The following is an 18923-nucleotide window of genomic DNA, read 5'->3' as shown; positions in this document are numbered from 1 at the left end:
GTTCTCCTTATACAAACTAGAAAACTATACTTACTGGGCTAGCGCTTCCCATTCTAGCATGGCTTCTTCTTGCGCGGCGGTCAGCTGGTCGATTTGCTACTGGCTCTCCATGAGTTCGCCAGCGTCAGTGGCCCGCAGCTTCTTTTAACGAATAATTCTTACTGATTCGAAATTCACGAAAAACTTTTCCAAGATCTTCCATCTATTCCACCTGCTCTGACAGTTCTGCCCACTCTTCCATGACCGCTTCCTGCTGGACAGTTAGTTGGTCCAGCTCGCTTTGCAGTTGAACCAAGTCAGCTGCATCGTTGGTGCTATGCATGGTTTCGGTAATGTCTTGGATTTTCTGGTCCAGCTCTTCCATCTCTGCTTCCAATTGCTCAATGCGACGAGTGATTTTCCGGAGTTCCTTTTGGTTTTGCTTTTGCAGATGATACTCATTGCTGGTGACTTCTTCGGCCGAGGAAACAGGCACAGCTTCTGCTTGTGCTGCCGCAAGGGCCTCTAACTCCGCTTTTTTCTCCAGATAATAATCATAGTCTCCTAGATAAAGAGTTGAGCCCTCTTCTGACAGTTCCAAGACCTGTGTAGCCACCCGATTGATAAAGTAACGGTCGTGGCTGACAAAGAGCAAGGTCCCATCAAAATCAATCAAGGCATTTTCCAGCACTTCCTTGCTGTCGATGTCCAAGTGGTTAGTCGGCTCATCGAGAATCAAGAAGTTGTTATTCTCCATGGACAGCTTGGCAAGAAGCAAGCGCGCCCGCTCTCCACCTGACAGCATGCCGACGGTTTTCTTGACATCATCCCCAGAGAAAAGAAAGGCTCCCAGGCGATTGCGAATTTCCACTTCTGGTGTCAGTTTAAAGTCATTCCAGAGCTCATCCAAGACACTGTTGTGAGGGGTTAGCTTACTCTGAGTCTGGTCATAGTAGCCTACCTCGACATTGGCCCCAAAACGAGCTTCTCCCTTGATAAAAGGAATCTGCCCGACAATAGACTTAATAAGAGTAGATTTCCCGATCCCATTTGGTCCTACAATAGCGACCGCATTCATCTTGCGGATATCCAGATTGATGGGCTCTGACAGGATTTGATCGTCATAGCCGACGGCTGCCTCTTCTACTGTCAGGACGACATTGCCTGATGTCTTATCGGAATGGAAAGTCATATGAGCAGACTTAGTCCCAGCTTCCGGCTTGTCTAGGCGCTCCATTTTTTCCAACTGCTTACGCCGAGACTGGGCCCGTTTGGTGGTCGACGCCCGCACCAAATTGCGATTAACAAAGTCTTCCAGCGCAGCAATTTCTTTTTGCTGCTTCTCGTAGTTCTTGGCTTCAGTCAGCAGTTTTTGCTCTTTTTGCTCCACAAAGCTGGAGTAATTACCGACATAGCGGTCCAAGGAGTGCTTGGTCAGGTCCAAGGTAATGGTAGCAACTTTATCGAGGAAATACCGGTCGTGGCTGACAATGAGAAGGGCCCCACTATAATTGACCAGATAGTTTTCCAACCAGGCGATGGTCTCAATATCCAAGTGGTTGGTCGGCTCGTCCAGTACCAAGAGATTTGGTTTTTCCAAGAGCATCTTGGCCAGAGCGAGACGGGTATTTTGCCCACCAGACAGCTCTTCAATCTTCATCTGCCACATGGACTCATCGAACTTAAAGCCGTTGAGAATGGCGCGGATATCTGCCTCATAGGTAAAGCCACCAGCCTGACGGAATTCTTCTGATAGACGGTCATAATCCTGCATGAGTTTTTCTAAGTCAGCCCCAGTTTTTTCCCCCATCGCAAGCTCCATTTGACGCAAGCTTTTCTCGGTCTTTCTGAGATCGTCAAAGACATGGAGCATCTCATCGTAGATGGTATTAGATGACTCAAAGCGGCTATCCTGGGCTAAATAAGAGAGAGAAAGGTCCCGCTTTTTATTGATTTCCCCAGAAGTCGGCTCTTCTTCTCCCACCAAGATTTTTAAGAGCGTAGACTTGCCGGCTCCGTTCTTTCCGACCAGGGCAATCCGGTCCCGTTCATCCACTTGCAGGCTGATATTATCAAAAAGAACCTCCCCTGCAAAAGAGCGTTCAATTTTGTTGGCTTGTAAAATAATCATAGTTTCATTTTACCTTACTTTTGACAAATTGACAATTGAAGAAAAGGCCAAACGCTAGATGCGCTTGACCTGTCCTAACTTTTTAAATAGCTGAGATATTGGAAGCCATTTGGCTGTACTGATAGGCGAGGAAAAGCCCGATGCCAATCACAAGCAAAAGCAAGCCCCATTTGATGACTCCCTTTACAAAGCGAATCACAAGCAGGATCATCATGGAGCCAATCAGCCAAGTGATGGCCGAATGGGAGAAGAAAGCTTGAACGGCTTCCTTATTGTCTCCGAAAAATTGACGGACTCCCTCAGGAGCATAGTTTTCCCAAGCCTGTTGAATGCCTAATTCATGGGAAATTGCTTGCCCTTTTTGGGATAGCCATAGAAAGATTCCAGAGTTAAATACAAATAGTGCCACTTGTTCTGGAAAAGTTCGAATAACATACAGTATGCGTTTAATCATTCTTACTCCTTGTATAGTTGACGAACAGCCTCAATATCCCTTGCTTGAATGCTATAAAAGGAACCGGCTGCCTGCATAACGGACTCTTCCTCAGTATGGTCCAAACCGATCGCATGGCCTAGTTCATGCTCAGCCGTATTCACAATTCGCTGATGGGAATAATTGTACTGCTTATTTAATAGGTAATAGCGATTCAAGCGAACGGTCACCCGTTTGAAACGATTGGTTAAAACATTGGTCTGGGATTCGGCCTCACCCGCTGCAGAAACCGTGCTATCATCCATCTCTGTCAAGAAGATATCAGCCTCTTCTTCACTAGTGACAAGCTGGAAAGTGAAGGCTCCTGTCTGGTTCCAAGACTCAAGAGATTCCTCATAGGCACGGGTAAAAGTATCATCCATTTCAGGATCTAGATAAACTTTTGCAGTTGCCTGATCCCACCTTGCTCCTGTAGAGGTATGGCCATCTGTTGCTAAGTCTTCTTGAGCAGATGGACTTCCCTGGCCCAGTAGAGGACCGTCTCGATGAAAGTATGCATCTACCTGGATGACAACCGTTTGGGCTGCGCGACTGACCCCATCTATTCCGCTACCGGTTTTGCCACTAAAGAATAAAGTAGCAACCAGCAAAGCAAAACTAAGGGCGATAGTCCAAAACAAGCCCCAAACAAGACTCCAAATAACCCGTATTAGAAAACGAATCATGGCTATAATGGTTCTCACAAGTTCCTCCTTTCCTTAGGAAGACCTTTGTTTAGGTCTAGAAGAGGTTATTTTACCTCAGTTTTCTTAAAATAAGCTAAAGGGTGACGTCATGAAAGGAAAAAGATCCAGTTGACTGCATAGCCACCGGATCCTTCTTATCCTGCTTCTTCTTTTCCGTTTAGCTTAACGATGCACTGTTACTTTTCCCGTACGATAATCCAAACTAATTCCACTCTGAACATTTGGAACAAAGACGTTAAACTCTAGACTACCATCACTAGATTTTGCTTCAATTTGACTGCCGACTGGTACCAAATCATCATCCGATGCATAGTGGAGAGTCACTCGATAACGAACCCGCTTATTATTGTCTAAGGCCTTCCGAACAATGGTCTCATAATAATTTTGTCCTGTCGAAAAACTATCACGAGCTTGATTCGCCCAAGCTGTTTGAACCGCTATATTTTTTGGATTGCTCGTTGAGGCATCAAAACCATCAAGCTTACCTATCAAGGCATAGCCGAGAAGGTGTCCCCGATCAACCGCATGGTCGTATTCCCCAGCTAAATTGGTTACTTGGTGCCAGCCAGCTGGCGTCCAATCTACATCTGTCTGCTCTCTCTTTTGGTATTGACGAGTCGCCTTGGTCATCAAAGCGTTGGCAACTGTGGGAATTTCTCGTCCTTTTACAGTCTTTGTCTTCGTATCTGCATAAGGGAGACTAGCAACATCTGCATCCAGATTGGTTTTGTTCTGGTTAATAATGAAAGCGCCCGCTTCGTTCCATTGAATGTTCTTTCCTAGTTTTGTACGAACACCATCCGTCAGAACACTCTCAGCTAGTTCCTTACTCGGTGTTGCTTGTTGACTCGAAGTGACAACCGTTTGAACTTGAGAGTGACTAGCGATTGGCTGGGGTTGACTAAAATAATACCCGCCGATCGAGAGAGCTGCAGCCACCACCAAGCCTAGTAAGGTTTGTCCCGATTTTTTCATTTTAAGTGGTTTCTTTTGATTGTTTGCCACAATGGTTTCCTCTATTTCTACTGAATTGGAAAGAGCCTGGGATAACGATCTCAAGCTCCTCTTTTGATAAATAGTTACTTACCTGTAAATTTCTGAAGGATTTCTTTCCATGTATCTGACGAGAGAATAGACCAAGGATCCTTCCCATTACCAATGATACCATATCCAATGACCAAGCCAAGAGCGAAGACAATCGCTAAAATAGTAAGAACCAATAGGACGATTCCCAATTGTTTTCCAATTGCTTTTAATTTAGTTTTCATCATCATCTTCCTTCACACGACGTACATTTGCTCCAAGAGCCACCAATTTCTCATGGAATTTAAAATATCCACGGTCAAGGTGTGTTAACTTGCTAACTTTGGTTTCTCCCTCAGCTACAAGCCCCATTAAAATCAAGGTCGCACTAGCACGCAAGTCTGTCGACATCACTTCAGCCCCTTGTAAGCTAGCTCCACCTTGGATGCGGGCTGTATCTCTCATAATGTCTGAATGTAAGCCCATCCGACGCATCTCTTCCAAGTGTTGGAAGCGATTTTCGAAGACTGTTTCAATCATAGTCGATTCACCAGAGGCCATGGCCATCAAAGCAGTGAATTGGGCTTGCATATCTGTAGGAAAGCCTGGATAAGGCAAGGTTTTTACCGTCACTGGTTTCAATTTAGAGACATCTGAGCGAATGCGAATACCATTTTCTTCTTCCGTTACTTCAACACCCATTTCTTGCATCTTAGAAAGAAGAGGACGGTTGTGTTCCCAGATAGCATCCTCGATTAAAACGTCTCCACCTGTCATGGCTGCACCAACCATGAAAGTGCCTGCCTCAATTCGGTCTTGAACGACATTATGAACCGCTCCATGCAGGCGATCCACCCCAACAATCGTCAAGGTTTCTGTCCCAGCTCCACGCACCTTAGCGCCCATCTTATTCAAAAGAGAGGCCAAATCCACAATCTCAGGTTCGCGGGCTGCATTTTCGATAACCGTAGTTCCATCTGCCAAAGTTGCTGCCATCATGATATTTTGGGTGGCACCTACAGATGGGAAATCCATATAGATATGCGCTCCATGAAGACGATCTGCTTTTGCTTCAATATAGCCCGCAGTTTGAGTGATCTTCGCCCCCATAGCTTCCAAGCCCTTCAAGTGCAAATCGATTGGACGACTACCAATGGTACATCCACCCGGCATGGAAACTTTGGCATGACCATTCCGAGCCAAGACAGGACCTAATACGACGATCGAAGCCCGCATCTTGCTGACATATTTGTAAGGCGCTTCTTCTGTTAATGGTTGAGTTGCATCAACGACTACTGTATTGGTCTCTTCATCAAACGTCACTTGAGTGTTCAAGCCACGAACGACATTATTCATGGTAAAGACATCAGATAAAACAGGAACATTGGTCAAAGTCGTTGTTCCTTCACTGGCCAAAACAGTTGCTGCTAAAAGGGGAAGGACGGCATTCTTTGCTCCTTCAATCTTCACAGTTCCAACTAGGCGATTTTGACCACCGTTTACAATAATTTTATCCATACTCGTTATTACTCCATTTCATTCAGTCACGACTACTATCATACCATAAATTCATCAAAAAAGAAGCTAAAAGTTCCCGTTAAACAACTGCCGACTGAATTCATAGATACTGATAAAGAAGCTACTCGTCAAATACCCTAAACTAATGCTGATCAATAGAATAAGAAGACGAATTTTCAAGGCTGTATCAGCACTTACCTTTAAAAAACGCTCCCACTGAACCACCGTTGAAAGAAGGTGGTAGGCAAAAGAAATAAATAATAGGTGACTGCAAAAAGTAAAAATCATTTGAATCATACCTCTATTATACCACAAGAAAAAGTTTCCCTTTATATTCTTTAGATTCAAAAAAAGAGAGTGGGACAGAAATCGGTTATTCGTTAGAATTCGATTTCGTCATCCCACCTCCGCACAGTTGACTAGGGCTGTAAAAGCTGATGAAATCAGCGTAGTAGAGCTCACTCAACCACTGTGTCTTGCGCGACAATCCAAAGACAATTGAGAGGCTAGGACTTTTGTCCCAGCCTCTTTAACTTTTTATAATCGATTTCCGACGTTAATCCGGTTAATAGCTCGTTGAAGGGCAATTTTTGCACGACGCTCCATATCAACAGAATGTTGATCTTTGGCTTCTTCAAGGGCCTTTTCCGCACGCAATTTTGCACGCTCAGCCCGGCTAATATCAATGTCTCGGGCGCGTTCAGCTGAATCCGCTACAATGGTAATGACATTATCCGCTACTTCGATAATCCCACCATTGACTGCAATCCAATCAATATGTTTGTCATCGTCGACACGACGAACCTTGACTTGGTCTACAGCCAAAACCGCAATGGTATTGATATGATGAGGTAAAATCCCTAATTCACCATCAATTGTCTTGACAGATACAAATGCGGCATGATGATCATAAACCAGTCCATCCGGTGTAACGATTTGGACGTTCATTTGACTCATCTTTCACCTCTTCTTAGAATCCCATTTTTTCAGCTTTGGCGATCACATCTTCGATCGAACCGACACCACGGAAAGCATCCTCTGGCAAGTGGTCATGCTTCCCATCCAAAATTTCCTTAAAGCCACGAACAGTTTCTGCAACTGGTACATAAGAACCTGGTTGACCAGTAAATTGTTCCGCCACGTTAAAGTTTTGAGACAAGAAGAATTGGACACGACGGGCACGAGCCACCAAGGTCTTTTCATCATCAGACAATTCATCCATCCCCAAGATAGCAATGATATCTTGCAATTCGTGGTAACGTTGAAGGACGCGTTTGACCTCAGAAGCCACTGCATAGTGCTCTTCTCCAACGATATCTGGGGAAAGGGCACGCGAGCTTGATGCCAATGGGTCCACGGCAGGGTAAATCCCTAATTGAACCAATTTACGCTCCAAGTTGGTCGTAGAGTCCAAATGGGCGAAAGCTGTTGCTGGAGCAGGGTCTGTATAGTCATCGGCTGGCACGTAGATGGCCTGGATTGATGTAACAGAACCTTTCTTGGTTGAGGTAATCCGTTCTTGCAATTGACCCATTTCAGTTGCCAAGGTCGGTTGGTAACCAACGGCAGAAGGCATCCGTCCCAAAAGGGCTGATACTTCTGATCCGGCTTGGGTGAAACGGAAGATATTATCGATAAACAAGAGAACGTCTTGACCTTCCACATCACGGAAGTATTCCGCAATGGTCAAACCAGTCAAGGCTACACGCATCCGTGCTCCTGGTGGTTCGTTCATTTGTCCAAAGACCATGGCTGTTTTTTCGATAACGCCAGATTCCTTCATTTCCCAGTACAAGTCATTCCCCTCACGGGTCCGTTCACCAACCCCGGTAAAGACGGAGATCCCACCGTGCTCTTGGGCAATGTTGTGGATCAATTCTTGAATTAAGACGGTCTTCCCAACTCCGGCACCACCGAAGAGGCCGACCTTCCCACCTTTCAGGTAAGGGGCCAAGAGGTCAATGACCTTGATCCCTGTTTCAAGAATTTCTTCTGAAGTAGAAAGCTCATCAAAGGATGGAGCTTTTTTATGAATGGATTCACGAGGAGCATCTTCTGGAAATGCTTCTTCCAAGTCAATGGTATCTCCCAAGACGTTGAAAACACGTCCAAGAGTTTCTTTTCCGACAGGCACAGAGATTGGACGACCAGTGTCCAATACTTCCATCCCACGAGTCAAGCCATCTGTTGATTCCATGGCAATGGTGCGAACGACACCATCCCCAAGTTCAAGAGCTACTTCAAGAACGACTTTTGATTTTTGTTGGTCATTTTTATAGACTACAAGCGCATTATTAATCTCAGGGAGTTTATCGCCCGCAGCAAAAGCTACGTCAACGACAGGACCTACAACCTGAGAAATTTTGCCTAAACTCATGTCATTCTCCTATTCTATTAAGTTTCTAAGCTTGGTCATACATATAAGCAAGCTTATTTTTGTATTGTTAAAATGTGCATCGAATCAACTACTCAAGCGCACTCGCTCCTGCAACAATTTCCGTAATTTCTTGCGTAATGGTTGCCTGACGAGCTCGGTTGTATTGAATGGTCAATTCATCAATTACCTTCTTGGCATTGTCTGTTGCTGTTTGCATGGCCATCATACCGGCAGCATTTTCAGCTGTTTTGGCATCAACGATGGCTCCATAAATCATACTTTCAGCAAACTGTGGAAGCAATTGATCCAAAATCGCATCTCGGTCTGATTCCAACTCCAGATTCAAGATATAATCTTCATCTGCTTCGTTGGGGTCCAAGTCAATGATCGGAAGCATTTGCTCAACCCGCAATTGACTGGTCAAACTATTGACGTGGTGGTTATAACAGACATACAATTCATCAAACAATTCATTTTGATACATTTGGACTGTCTTGTTAATGATCTTCCGCACTTCATCAAAGCTTGGTTGATCAGCTAGGCCACGTAGTTCATAAACCGGCTGGATGCCTCTTGCTCTAAAGAAATCTGCCCCAATACTTCCAATACAGATGACTTCGAAATCCTCACCCGTTGGATGGTATTCTTCCTTCAATTCCATGACAGACTTGAGAATAGAGGCGTTGTAGCCACCCACTAGTCCACGGTCAGAAGTGATGACAATATAAGCAGACTTTTTGACAGGCCGACTCTTTAAAAATGGATGGTACTTAGACTTATCATTCTCAGCCTCATGTCCATGTAAGAGGTCGGTCAATAGCTTACGAACCTTAGATGCGTAAATTTGGAAGTCCTTGGCAGCTTGCTCAGACTTCCCAAGTTTGGCAGCAGATACCATCTGCATAGCATTTGTAATTTGACTGGTATTCTTTGTCGATGCAATTTTATTTTTGATATCATTTAAAGAAACTGCCATCTGCCACTCCTATTTCTATTTGAAACTTGATTGGTTGACAAAGTCAGTAATCACTGCATCCATTGTTTCTTCACTTGGAAGATCTTTGGTCGTCCGAATGGTTTCAAAGATTTCTGGATGATGCACTTCTACAAAGGCAAACAATTCCTCTTCAAAGCGAAGGATATCATCAACAGGTACACTATCCAAGAATCCATGTGTCAAAGCATACAAGATGACTACCTGTTTTTCGACAGTTAATGGTTCATGGACTGGTTGCTTCAAGACTTCTACTGTCCGGCGACCACGGTTCAACTTAGCTTGAGTAGCGGCATCCAAGTCACTACCAAACTTGGTGAAGGCTTCCAACTCACGGTAAGAAGCTAGGTCAATACGGAGAGTCCCCGCAACCTTCTTCATAGCCTTGATTTGGGCTGATCCACCAACCCGTGACACAGATGATCCTGCGTCAATGGCTGGACGAATTCCTGAGTTAAAGAGGCTATCTTGCAAGAAGATTTGGCCATCTGTGATCGAAATTACGTTAGTCGCGATATAAGCAGAAATATCCCCTGCTTGTGTCTCAATGATTGGAAGCGCAGTAATGGAACCACCACCCAATTCATCCGATACTTTCGCAGAACGTTCCAATAAACGGCTGTGAAGGTAGAAAACATCCCCTGGGAAGGCTTCCCGTCCTGGCGGACGACGAAGAAGAAGAGACAATTCACGGTATGCAACGGCTTGTTTAGACAAATCATCATAGACGATTAAAACGTGTTTGCCATTGTACATGAACTCTTCGGCCATAGCAACCCCTGCATAAGGTGCAAGGAACAAGAGTGGAGATGGTTGTGAGGCTGATGCCGTCACCACAATGGTGTAATCCATGGCTCCATACTTACGAAGTGTTTCTACTTGTGTCCGAACCGTTGATTCTTTTTGTCCAATTGCTACATAGATACAGATCATATCTTGATCCTTTTGGTTCAAGATAGTATCGATGGCAATTGAGGTTTTTCCTGTTTGACGGTCTCCGATGATCAATTCCCGTTGGCCTCGTCCAATCGGAACAAGGGCATCAATGGCTTTCAAGCCCGTTTGAAGAGGCTCTGATACAGATTTCCGTTGCATAACACCAGGAGCTGGTGTTTCAACTGGACGGAAGGTATCAGTTACGATTTCTCCCAAGCCATCCACTGGCTGACCAAGAGGATTGACAACCCGACCAATCAAGGCGTCCCCAGCAGGGACTTCCATGATTTTACCAGTCCGACGAATCGAGTCTCCTTCACGAATGTCTGTGAAGTCTCCAAGGATGATAATCCCGACATCTGTCGTTTCCAAGTTTTGCGCCATTCCGTATGAGCCGTTTTCAAAGATCAACAACTCCCCACTCATTGCATTTTCAAGGCCATGAGCACGCGCAATCCCGTCACCAATATAGGTAACGACTCCGGTCTCTGTGACGTCAAAATTTGGCTGGAAATTTTCAATTTGTTGCTTAATTAAAGCGCTGATTTCTTGTGCGTTAATCGCCAAAATTCACACCACTTTCTATTTCAAATTTGCTTTTATGACTTGCAATTGACGTTTGAGACTGGTATCAAGCGTCTTGTGATTTGCTGAAACCACAAAACCACCAATCAGAACTGGATCCAGTTCTTCTTTAAGCGAACGAACTTGGATACCAAATTTCTTTTCAATAATAGGGATCAACTTTTCTTTTTGAGCCTGATCCAGTCCGGCAACCGAAGAAACGGTTACTTCGAAACAGTTGCTCAGCTGTTGAATTTGATCCATACTAACTCTGACAATGTCATAAAATAAGGCTTCACGATGATTGAGAATAACCACTTCAATCAAATGGTCTAGTAATGCTGAATCCGAGTTTTGAAAGAGTCGAAGACTCTTCGCTTTCTCTTCATCCTCTACACCGATATGAGCTAAAAATGCAGCAAGGCCTGTTTCTTCAAAAACAGCCTTAATTTGACTTAATTTTTCATAAACGTCATCTTGCTGATTCTTTTCAAATACCAATTGAACAAAAGGCTGGGAATATTTCTCAATTACCATTAATTGCTTTTTGTCCATTAGGCATCTCCTAATTCATTTAGGTAGCGATCGATCAGTTGGCGATGGCCTTCAGAGTCCAACTGTTGGCTTAGCAATTTACCTGCCAAGTTGACGGTTAGGTCTGCGACATCTCCCTTGATACTGTTCATCGCTTCTTCTTTATTTTGCGAAATTTCTAATTGCGCTTTTTCTTTCAAGCGAAGGGCTTCTTGGTTAGCTTCACTGAGAATATGAGCCTTATTTTTTTCGGCTGTTTCCTTAGCTGTTTCAAGAATTGTCGTTGCTTCTTGACGACTACCTGCCAACTCCGCTTCGCGTTTTGCAGCTAGTTCCTCAGCCTTTTTACGGGCTGCCTCTGCTTCGTCAATATCGTTGGTAATTTTTTCAGCACGCGCATCCAAAATACTAGTAATATTACCCCAAGCATATTTCTTTACTAAAAAGATTAATAAGAGGAAGGAACCAGCGATCAGTATAAAGTCACCAATAATGGTACCAATTGTTAAATCCATCTTCTACTCCTCTACTTACTCTTCCTCACCGTTTATTTTTTTACCTATGTACATGGATGACAACATGGTAAATACATAGGCTTGGATACATGAAATGAAAATTGAAAAGGCTGTCCATAACATGTTTGCGATAAAGGCAAAAGGATACCAATACAAAGCATTTTGTGACAAGGTCAATAGCAATCCAGCTAAGACCTCACCGGCAAAAATATTTCCGTAGATCCGAATCGCCAAGGAAGCAAAATTGGTGAACTCTTCTAAAATGTTCATCGGAGTCATAAAGCCAGGTGTAACAAATGCTCTCAAATATTCTTTAACGCCTCTACGACGAACTCCTTCTACATGGGCGATCAAAGTGATCAATAATGAGAGGGATAAATCGTATCCAAGGTTAGCTGTTGGGGAAGTCCACAAGTTATAACCGTTTGTTGTTTGTACTTTTGCCATTAAGCCAATATTATTGGCCACCAAGATAAACAGAAATAGAGAAAACAGAAACAAGGAATAATCCTTAATGTATGATTCTCCAATGTTTGGTTTGGTAAAACCAATCACAAAGTCATAAATCATCTCAAGAGCATTTTGTTTGCCCTTTGGACGGATGGTCATTTCACGACTTGCCCAATAGACAAAGGCAAAAACCATCAAAACAGTTACAAGAGACATGGCAAGCAGGGTCAAATCAAAGGATATTGGTCCAATATTAACGGTTGGATTCAAACTTTCTTCCATGGTTTGACACCTCCATTTCTAAATAGAGTTGTCTATTTAATGACAAATGCCATCGCTAGGGTTACAAAGAAGGTACCTTCTACAAAGGCAACACCAAGAATCAAGAGACTACGCAATTGACCAATAATTTCTGGTTGACGTGATGCAGATTTGAACAGATTGCTCATCATCAAACCTTCCGCAAGTGACACACCAAAACAGGCTAAACAAAGACCTAAAAATGTTAAATTCATGATGAATTCTCCTTAAATATATTTTACTCCTCTAGTTTACTCCTAAAAGATATAATAGTCAAATGTTTGCCTAGAAAGAAAACGTTTTATAGCAATTCTGTTACTACTTTCAAAATTCCTCTTGCCACTAGTTTTCAAAAGACCCTAATCGTTTTTAGACGCTTTGTCTATTTTTGCTTTCAATAAAAATTTATACTATTTTTTCAGCAGGAGACCCATTTTTATAAAAAATAGAAAAACTCACCTGCTAAGCAGATGAGCATTTTCTTCCTATTTAAAAATAGAGGTTTTGAAACTGTCCGTTTCTTGCAGCAATTTCTTAAAGACTTTTTCTTTCAGTGAAACAGTATTGCCAAATTTGACAGAGCCGTTACTTAGGGTTGCTTTATCTTTATCAACTGCTTCAGCAAATGCACGTTTCAAGTCTTCATAGCTATTGTAGGTTTTACCATCGATGTCAATAGATTGAATTCCTTTTTTGGCACTTGTCACAACTTGATTGAAGTAAGCTTTCTTCCAATCTTCAAGGTTGTTAAATCTTCCTTCAGAAATTTTCTGAATAACGAAATCATCTCCTAGAGTGGCAAGTCCAGCTTGTTTGGATTCTTGTTTATACTTGTTTGAAGCATATCCTAGGAAGCCTTTTTCATAGCCATAATAGCCCCAAATTCTAAAGGTATTGTGTTTGAAGGACATAGCTCCTGGAGCCCCTTCACTGGTGTTGCCACCATAGATACCCGTCATCATTGGCACAGTCACATAGGCTGAACCAAAGTCTGATGGATTATAGACTCCATTTCCAGGACCACGGTTGGTCATGAAGTTGTTGGTAATGAGGTCATCTACTGTATGCAAAGCAATGGCTTTTTCCTCATCACTCAAAGGACGGACCTTATCGAATTGATTCTTGGTGTTAGCTCCTCGGTATTGTTTATCAACCTTCTTGAACCAAGCATTGTTCAAGTCTTGACTGCCTTTATTGAGGACAGCTTCTCCTTCTAGATAATCCAGAAGCATGAGCGTATCATTATAACCCTTCATGTAACGATCAATTTCGTCACGTGAGGTGAGGTCATTTGGATTGGTATTGTACCATTGGTTGCCATCGTTTGGACGTTCATAGGCCATGTTGAGACCTAAGGCTTTGTATTCCCCATTTGGATTGGATACAGATGGGGTTTGGAGCATTCCTTGGGCAAAGGCTTCAATATCTGTTCCTTCGCGGTGTCTCCAACCACCTAAGTAAACCATACGGTCATTGACGTGCGTCGTTTCGTGCGTAAAGGCAGAAACCCCAAAATCACTGATCATATCCGTTACCATGAAGAAGACGGAATCATCTTTATAAGGATTTCCGTAAATTCGAGCTACAGCCCCCATCCGCCAATCTGTCGCATGGTAACGATCGGTAGGCCCGTACAATTCACGGATTGGAGCAACATCTTTGCCACTATCTGTATGTCCATAACGATCTGTACTAATGCCTTTATAGTTTTGGTTATCAAGGACAGGGGTCGGCACCATATTATTGCTTTTCAAGAGCTGATTGCGAACCTTATCCGTTGCTAGACGAGACCAGAAATCTAGGTAATTTTGTTGCCCTTTAGCGACCTTATCAATTTCCGCCTTGAAGGCATTTCGTTCCGCTTCAGTGTTCTTACCGTATTTCTCGAAGGAACTGTAGGCCATGGTATTGTAGGTTGAAATCAAGAACATATGGGCATCTTTTAAGTTCAAGAGTGGTAAAATCATCTTGCCATGCACATCGTTATTTAAGCCTTCGTAAGCTCTGTGTTTCTTATCCGCAAACTCAGGAGTCGTTGTTTTTGGCTCCACAATATAGACATTGTCTTTGGTTGCTTTGATGAACCAATCATTCAGGTCTTTGTCTTCTGTGAATAGACGCATATTATAGTCTAAGAAACTATTTAACTCGCCTATACCGATAACTCCTCCGATAGCTTCGCGATAAGCTTCTAAAGTTCTATCGCCTTTAATATTACTTTCTTTAGAACCAATCTGAATCAAGAAGTCTAATACATCAACATTCTTCCCATAGAAGTCTGGTTTAAACAACATGAGTTGCTTGAGATTGACATCATCGAATTTCACCCCGTAATAACGGTTGAGGTAAGAAAGACCAAGGAGAACTGCTGCCTTGTTGTCGTCAATTTTCTTGATCAAAGCCCGTTTTGCAGCCTCATCCGTGTTTAATTGATGGTCCTCATTTTCAACCAACTGTTTCACAAAGTGAGTCAAATGATCCTTCACCTCTTTGAAGGTTTCTTCCAGATAGAGGTTCTTAATAGCATTGACTTTATTTGGACCAGTTCTACCAAGGTGTGTGTAGATGGGATCAGATTGTAATTCTACAGGACTTAATGTTTCAACAATAGCACTAATGAGCTCAGTCCGGTCTTTGTCAACCATATTTGGCGTGTAGACCACTTCACCAAGTTCTGCTACACTGTACTCTTTCACTTGTTTGACTTTAGAATCTTTCGGTGAAATGCTAAAGATATCTTTTGTCTTATCAGAGTAATGGATCAGAATGTGGTCGGCATCAGCCAATTCTGTGACAAAATCATTGCCCTTCATGGCCGTCACAGATAAGACTTCCTTGGTCAAGAGAGGACTACCCGCAGCCAATTTGTTTCCTTGATCGACAATCCACTCTTTGTTATAGAAAGGCTGTAATTTTGCTATATTGCGGTAAGCAAGTTCGCGAGAGGCGTCGTAGCCATCAATTGCCTTGTATTGATCGTCTTTGTTAAGAAGGTTATTGAGCTTGTCTTCAATTGGTTTGTCGCTGGTAAATGTATTAGCAGTAATCCCCATTGCTTCAATTTTCTGCTCAGCTTCTGCAAGGGAAATGCTTGGAATTTTACGGGAGTTGTTAAAGGATTTCTTACCTTCACTCACGTCCTCCACACTGAAATTCCGTTTGGTTCTTGAATAAGTGAAGTAATCATCTGCATCGATATCCGAGTGTCCGAAGACCATCTCACCTGTTTTGACTTTCATCATGGTGATGTTGTCTTCAATGGCACCCAAGGCCCAGTTGGTCCCCAGTAATCCACCAGATTGAACCGCTTCTTTCAGCTCGATAGAACCTTTAGCAACTGAATTTCTGAGAACTCCTTCTTTACCTACTGTGTGGTTATTTCCACCGTTTTGAGAAGAATAAACTAAACCTGCAGCTTTTGCTTTATTACCAGTAATTTCAGCATCAACGTATGCTTTCTCAACAACACCCTTCCAGTTTTCACCAAGAATACCTGCTAAGTACCAACCTTTGTTTCCAGCAGCATGAAGTTTTCCGATAAAGGCAACATTACTTACCTTCCCACTGCCATCAATTTTATTGATAATACCAGCTACATCGTTGCCCCCAACAACATTCCCTGTTACTTTAACATTTTCGACAGTCGCATTATTCTTGATAACATTTGCAATTGGTGCTACTCGATCTACCGTAGGTAGGTCGATAGCGACGTTTTCAAGCAGAAGATTCTTAACCGAACCACCTTCGATGTTCCCAAATAATGGTCTCGTAATGTTATGAATAGCAAATTTATTACCTTCTGTACTTTCCAAAATCCCCCTGAAGGCATTGGTCACATAGGATTTTCCTGTTGCTGGCACATTCGCAGCATTCATATTGCTACCAAGCTTAAAGGTACCAGTCGGATTGGCTTGCATAGCTTTTACAAGTTCGTTGAAATCGTAGTAGACGTCTCCTTCATGAGCTTTTGGCTTCGCAATGTAATGGACATAGTCCTCACTGAACTGCTTATCTGCTGTTCGTTGGATGAGATCAGGTGCTTTAGCAGTCACCTTGTATAATGATTTACCATCAATTGTGACTTCTTCAATTTTATCAACGGCCAGTTTTGTGACCTTATTATCATGGGTGGTAACCTTTAAGTAATAAGGTTTCACATCTGAAGGTGTTTCTGACAAGAGGCTACGATCGGTCTCAAGGCCTTGGTCATCCACGCTAATCAGACTGGTTTCCTTGATGTTTTTGACTTCGACTTTTTTAAGGTCAAGTCTTAGTGGTTCTTCCTTGAGAACCTCTTCTTCATCCCCATTTCCACGATCATAGACCATGGTCGTAGCAAGCGTATAATCCTTGTAGTAGTCTAAATCCAGTAAGGCAGCTGCTAAATCAGTCTCTGAAAGGGCAAAAGTTTTCACAACTTGATCACCCTTCTTCAATACAGCCTGGATAGACTTGATGGTCACCCCCTCTGGCTTGTCTAACTGATAGGTAGCTTTGGCACTACGCTTCAATTCTTCCTTATCGACCTGAGTCAAGGTCAAGGTTGGCTTAGCTAGTTCTTTGGTTCCTTTTTTAATAATCTGATCTTGGGCTTGTTCAACTACTTCTTCCGAAACCGTTGGAGCATCCGTAGTTTTGACACCTTTAATGGTCTTATAGAGCTTGGTGATTTTCTTCTTCCCATTTTTTCCTGCTTGAGAAACCCTTTCGCTTCCTTTTAGCAGGGTGGCATCTTGTTCGGTTACCGTCTTAAATGGAATTTCCTCAAAAGCGACTTCCTCTGCTTGCCCTTCAATCTCCTTGGTCCCACGACTAATTTTTTCTGTCACAGGTGCTTTTACCGTTTCAGTTGTTGTGCTGAGAGGCTCACCAATCTTCTCGCCATTGACCGTTTTATAGACACGGCGAACTTCCTGACTACCTGCCTCTCCTTTTTGAAGGATACTTTCTTCATCAGTATAGCGATTTGCATCTGATACATATTCGGTTTCATACGGAAGGACCTCTGTTTCTGTTTCTGTAACCGTTCCTTCCATTATTTGGTAAGCTGGATTCTCAGGCTGAATCGGAGCTTCGCCCACATGACCTTCTTCCTGTGTTCCCTTGGCTTCAACGACACCGGTATAAGCTGGGTTCTCTGGTTGTACAGAAGCTTCACCAACATGGCCTTCTTCTTGGTTCCCTTTGGCTTCCACCACTCCTGTATAGGCGGGATTCTCTGGCTGTACAGGAGCTTCGCCCACATGACCTTCTTCTTGCGTCCCCTTGGCTTCAACAACACCGGTATAAGCTGGGTTCTCTGGCTGTACAGGAGCTTCCCCTGCATGACCTTCTTCCTGTGTTCCTTTAGCAGTTACAACTGGAACAGGTTGAGGACTTGGTTGAATCTCCTCCTTTGTTCCAATAGCAATTATTTGTGGAACTGCTTCTTTTGTTACAGTTCTTTCAAGTACTTTGCGAACTTCCTGACCATTTACCGTACTCACTTCTATTAAAACAGTTTGTTCCCCATTTTGCCCAGCTCTTAGAACTGTCGTTTGACCTTTGGCCAAAGTAGGATCTATTTGTTCTACAGTTTCAAATGGAATAATTTCTGTTGATACTTCAACTCTTGGCTTCTCCACTAGAGGGAAAGTAGGGCCTTCATTTGGTGTAACCTGAGTTAGAGTCTCCTCTTTCGTTGCGGGTTGATAGAGACCGGAGATGGCCGGCTTTTCTTTACCTTTCACGACAGGTGCTTGCCCATCCAATTTAGGAGTAGCTGAATATCGAAGATAGCCGACATAGTCATAACCTTCAATCGGAATAACACCATTGGCTAATTCTTTACTGCTTGCAATGGAAAGAGTGTGATTGTAGCTTCGTAATTCAATATTTTGCAAGGCCGCAGCATCGATAGACAAGAGCAGACTTTGCCCCATGGAACCAATTAATAAAAGTCCCATTACTTTTTTACGATGTTTCTTGGAAAGCAAAAGAACTGCAAAGGAGGCAGTCGCCAGACTAAGACCTGCAATTGCTAATTCGGTCGTGCCTGTTTGTGGCAGCAGCCCTTGGCTAGCTGTTTTCTTCCTATACACCAGATAAAAGGTATCTTCATTTTGATACTCTTCAGGAATAGCATGAATCACCTGGGCTTGTTCTTCGGGTGTTAACTCATTTTCCGTAACATAGCCTAAATGAACTGTTGCTTCTCGAGTCAGTTGATCTGCTTGTACGGATGGTGCACCTAACAAGCTGGTTGCAAAGAAAAAGGCTCCAATAGCAACCGGTCCTACTCCGACGGATAATTTTCGAATCGAATACTTCGTAATCTTTTCAACAGCTTTTCTTGTTTGTTTCATCCTATAACTTCCTACATAGTAATATTAGTACGTCATAAGAAGCTATATTTATTTTTGGAGTAGATACTCCCTTTCTCTA

Annotated in this window: 16 protein-coding genes; all 16 read right to left on the bottom strand. The window is 43.1% G+C overall.

The genetic code is table 11. The features are described 5' to 3' along the window. Positions 1-202: 202 nt before the first annotated feature. The 16 genes from QM873_RS01930 to QM873_RS01855 all read right to left on the bottom strand — a co-directional run bounded on the left by QM873_RS01930 (position 203) and on the right by QM873_RS01855 (position 18844). Positions 203-2110: an ABC-F family ATP-binding cassette domain-containing protein gene (locus QM873_RS01930; RefSeq protein WP_342991773.1), complete on the bottom strand. Its 1908-nt coding sequence runs from the start codon at positions 2108-2110 to the stop codon at positions 203-205. A gap of 82 nt (positions 2111-2192) precedes the next feature. After that, positions 2193-2564 (bottom strand): hypothetical protein, encoded by a 372-nt coding sequence (locus QM873_RS01925; protein WP_306474513.1) that lies wholly within the window; start codon positions 2562-2564, stop codon positions 2193-2195. Positions 2565-2566: 2 nt separating this feature from the next. Beyond that, positions 2567-3286, bottom strand: a complete 720-nt coding sequence (locus QM873_RS01920) for a matrixin family metalloprotease (RefSeq protein ID WP_342991774.1) — start codon at positions 3284-3286, stop codon at positions 2567-2569. Positions 3287-3451: 165 nt separating this feature from the next. After that, positions 3452-4264, bottom strand: a complete 813-nt coding sequence (locus tag QM873_RS01915) for a DNA/RNA non-specific endonuclease (protein ID WP_203224890.1) — start codon at positions 4262-4264, stop codon at positions 3452-3454. Positions 4265-4368: 104 nt separating this feature from the next. Further along, a complete protein-coding gene (locus QM873_RS01910; protein ID WP_195214069.1) occupies positions 4369-4557 on the bottom strand; it encodes a DNA-directed RNA polymerase subunit beta in 189 nt (62 codons plus the stop codon). Further along, on the bottom strand, positions 4547-5830 hold the full coding sequence (gene murA, locus QM873_RS01905) for a UDP-N-acetylglucosamine 1-carboxyvinyltransferase (RefSeq protein WP_342991775.1): 1284 nt from the start codon (positions 5828-5830) through the stop codon (positions 4547-4549). Before murA ends, QM873_RS01910 begins: the two co-directional genes overlap by 11 nt. A gap of 66 nt (positions 5831-5896) precedes the next feature. Continuing rightward, positions 5897-6127, bottom strand: a complete 231-nt coding sequence (locus QM873_RS01900; protein ID WP_023022750.1) for a DUF1146 family protein — start codon at positions 6125-6127, stop codon at positions 5897-5899. Between the two features lie 240 nt (positions 6128-6367). Then, a complete protein-coding gene (locus QM873_RS01895) occupies positions 6368-6787 on the bottom strand; it encodes a F0F1 ATP synthase subunit epsilon (protein ID WP_120702141.1) in 420 nt (139 codons plus the stop codon). Positions 6788-6800: 13 nt separating this feature from the next. After that, positions 6801-8207, bottom strand: a complete 1407-nt coding sequence (gene atpD, locus QM873_RS01890) for a F0F1 ATP synthase subunit beta (protein WP_031573407.1) — start codon at positions 8205-8207, stop codon at positions 6801-6803. An 88-nt stretch (positions 8208-8295) separates the two neighbouring features. Then, positions 8296-9183, bottom strand: a complete 888-nt coding sequence (locus QM873_RS01885) for a F0F1 ATP synthase subunit gamma (RefSeq protein WP_031573410.1) — start codon at positions 9181-9183, stop codon at positions 8296-8298. Positions 9184-9198: 15 nt separating this feature from the next. Next, entirely contained in the window at positions 9199-10704 is a 1506-nt protein-coding gene (gene atpA / locus QM873_RS01880) for a F0F1 ATP synthase subunit alpha (RefSeq protein ID WP_023022746.1), read from the bottom strand. A gap of 15 nt (positions 10705-10719) precedes the next feature. Then, entirely contained in the window at positions 10720-11256 is a 537-nt protein-coding gene (locus QM873_RS01875; RefSeq protein ID WP_414278706.1) for a F0F1 ATP synthase subunit delta, read from the bottom strand. Further along, positions 11256-11750 carry a F0F1 ATP synthase subunit B gene (gene atpF, locus QM873_RS01870; RefSeq protein ID WP_023026624.1) on the bottom strand — a complete coding sequence of 165 codons (495 nt, stop codon included), beginning with the start codon at positions 11748-11750 and terminating at the stop codon, positions 11256-11258. The genes QM873_RS01875 and atpF overlap by 1 nt, the downstream gene beginning before the upstream one ends. Before the next feature lie 15 nt (positions 11751-11765). Continuing rightward, a complete protein-coding gene (gene atpB / locus QM873_RS01865; protein ID WP_023026623.1) occupies positions 11766-12482 on the bottom strand; it encodes a F0F1 ATP synthase subunit A in 717 nt (238 codons plus the stop codon). A gap of 32 nt (positions 12483-12514) precedes the next feature. Further along, on the bottom strand, positions 12515-12715 hold the full coding sequence (locus tag QM873_RS01860; protein WP_023022742.1) for a F0F1 ATP synthase subunit C: 201 nt from the start codon (positions 12713-12715) through the stop codon (positions 12515-12517). A 270-nt stretch (positions 12716-12985) separates the two neighbouring features. Further along, positions 12986-18844, bottom strand: a complete 5859-nt coding sequence (locus tag QM873_RS01855; protein WP_414278705.1) for a ZmpA/ZmpB/ZmpC family metallo-endopeptidase — start codon at positions 18842-18844, stop codon at positions 12986-12988. Positions 18845-18923 lie beyond the last annotated feature (79 nt).

It is taken from the genome of Streptococcus australis, assembly GCF_047463015.1.
GTDB lineage: Bacteria > Bacillota > Bacilli > Lactobacillales > Streptococcaceae > Streptococcus > Streptococcus australis_F.
This window is presented reverse-complemented; position numbering and strand designations above follow the sequence as displayed.

Bases quoted from the DNA above. Each gene is read 5' to 3' on its own strand.
- QM873_RS01915 (WP_203224890.1), bottom strand. From the start codon at position 4,264: ATGAAAAAATCGGGACAAACCTTACTAGGCTTGGTGGTGGCTGCAGCT.
- murA (WP_342991775.1), bottom strand. From the start codon at position 5,830: ATGGATAAAATTATTGTAAACGGTGGTCAAAATCGCCTAGTTGGAACT.
- QM873_RS01885 (WP_031573410.1), bottom strand. From the start codon at position 9,183: ATGGCAGTTTCTTTAAATGATATCAAAAATAAAATTGCATCGACAAAG.
- atpB (WP_023026623.1), bottom strand. From the start codon at position 12,482: ATGGAAGAAAGTTTGAATCCAACCGTTAATATTGGACCAATATCCTTT.
- QM873_RS01930 (WP_342991773.1), bottom strand. From the start codon at position 2,110: ATGATTATTTTACAAGCCAACAAAATTGAACGCTCTTTTGCAGGGGAG.
- QM873_RS01895 (WP_120702141.1), bottom strand. From the start codon at position 6,787: ATGAGTCAAATGAACGTCCAAATCGTTACACCGGATGGACTGGTTTAT.
- QM873_RS01900 (WP_023022750.1), bottom strand. From the start codon at position 6,127: ATGATTCAAATGATTTTTACTTTTTGCAGTCACCTATTATTTATTTCT.
- QM873_RS01925 (WP_306474513.1), bottom strand. From the start codon at position 2,564: ATGATTAAACGCATACTGTATGTTATTCGAACTTTTCCAGAACAAGTG.
- QM873_RS01910 (WP_195214069.1), bottom strand. From the start codon at position 4,557: ATGAAAACTAAATTAAAAGCAATTGGAAAACAATTGGGAATCGTCCTA.
- atpD (WP_031573407.1), bottom strand. From the start codon at position 8,207: ATGAGTTTAGGCAAAATTTCTCAGGTTGTAGGTCCTGTCGTTGACGTA.
- QM873_RS01875 (WP_414278706.1), bottom strand. From the start codon at position 11,256: ATGGACAAAAAGCAATTAATGGTAATTGAGAAATATTCCCAGCCTTTT.
- QM873_RS01860 (WP_023022742.1), bottom strand. From the start codon at position 12,715: ATGAATTTAACATTTTTAGGTCTTTGTTTAGCCTGTTTTGGTGTGTCA.
- atpF (WP_023026624.1), bottom strand. From the start codon at position 11,750: ATGGATTTAACAATTGGTACCATTATTGGTGACTTTATACTGATCGCT.
- QM873_RS01855 (WP_414278705.1), bottom strand. From the start codon at position 18,844: ATGAAACAAACAAGAAAAGCTGTTGAAAAGATTACGAAGTATTCGATT.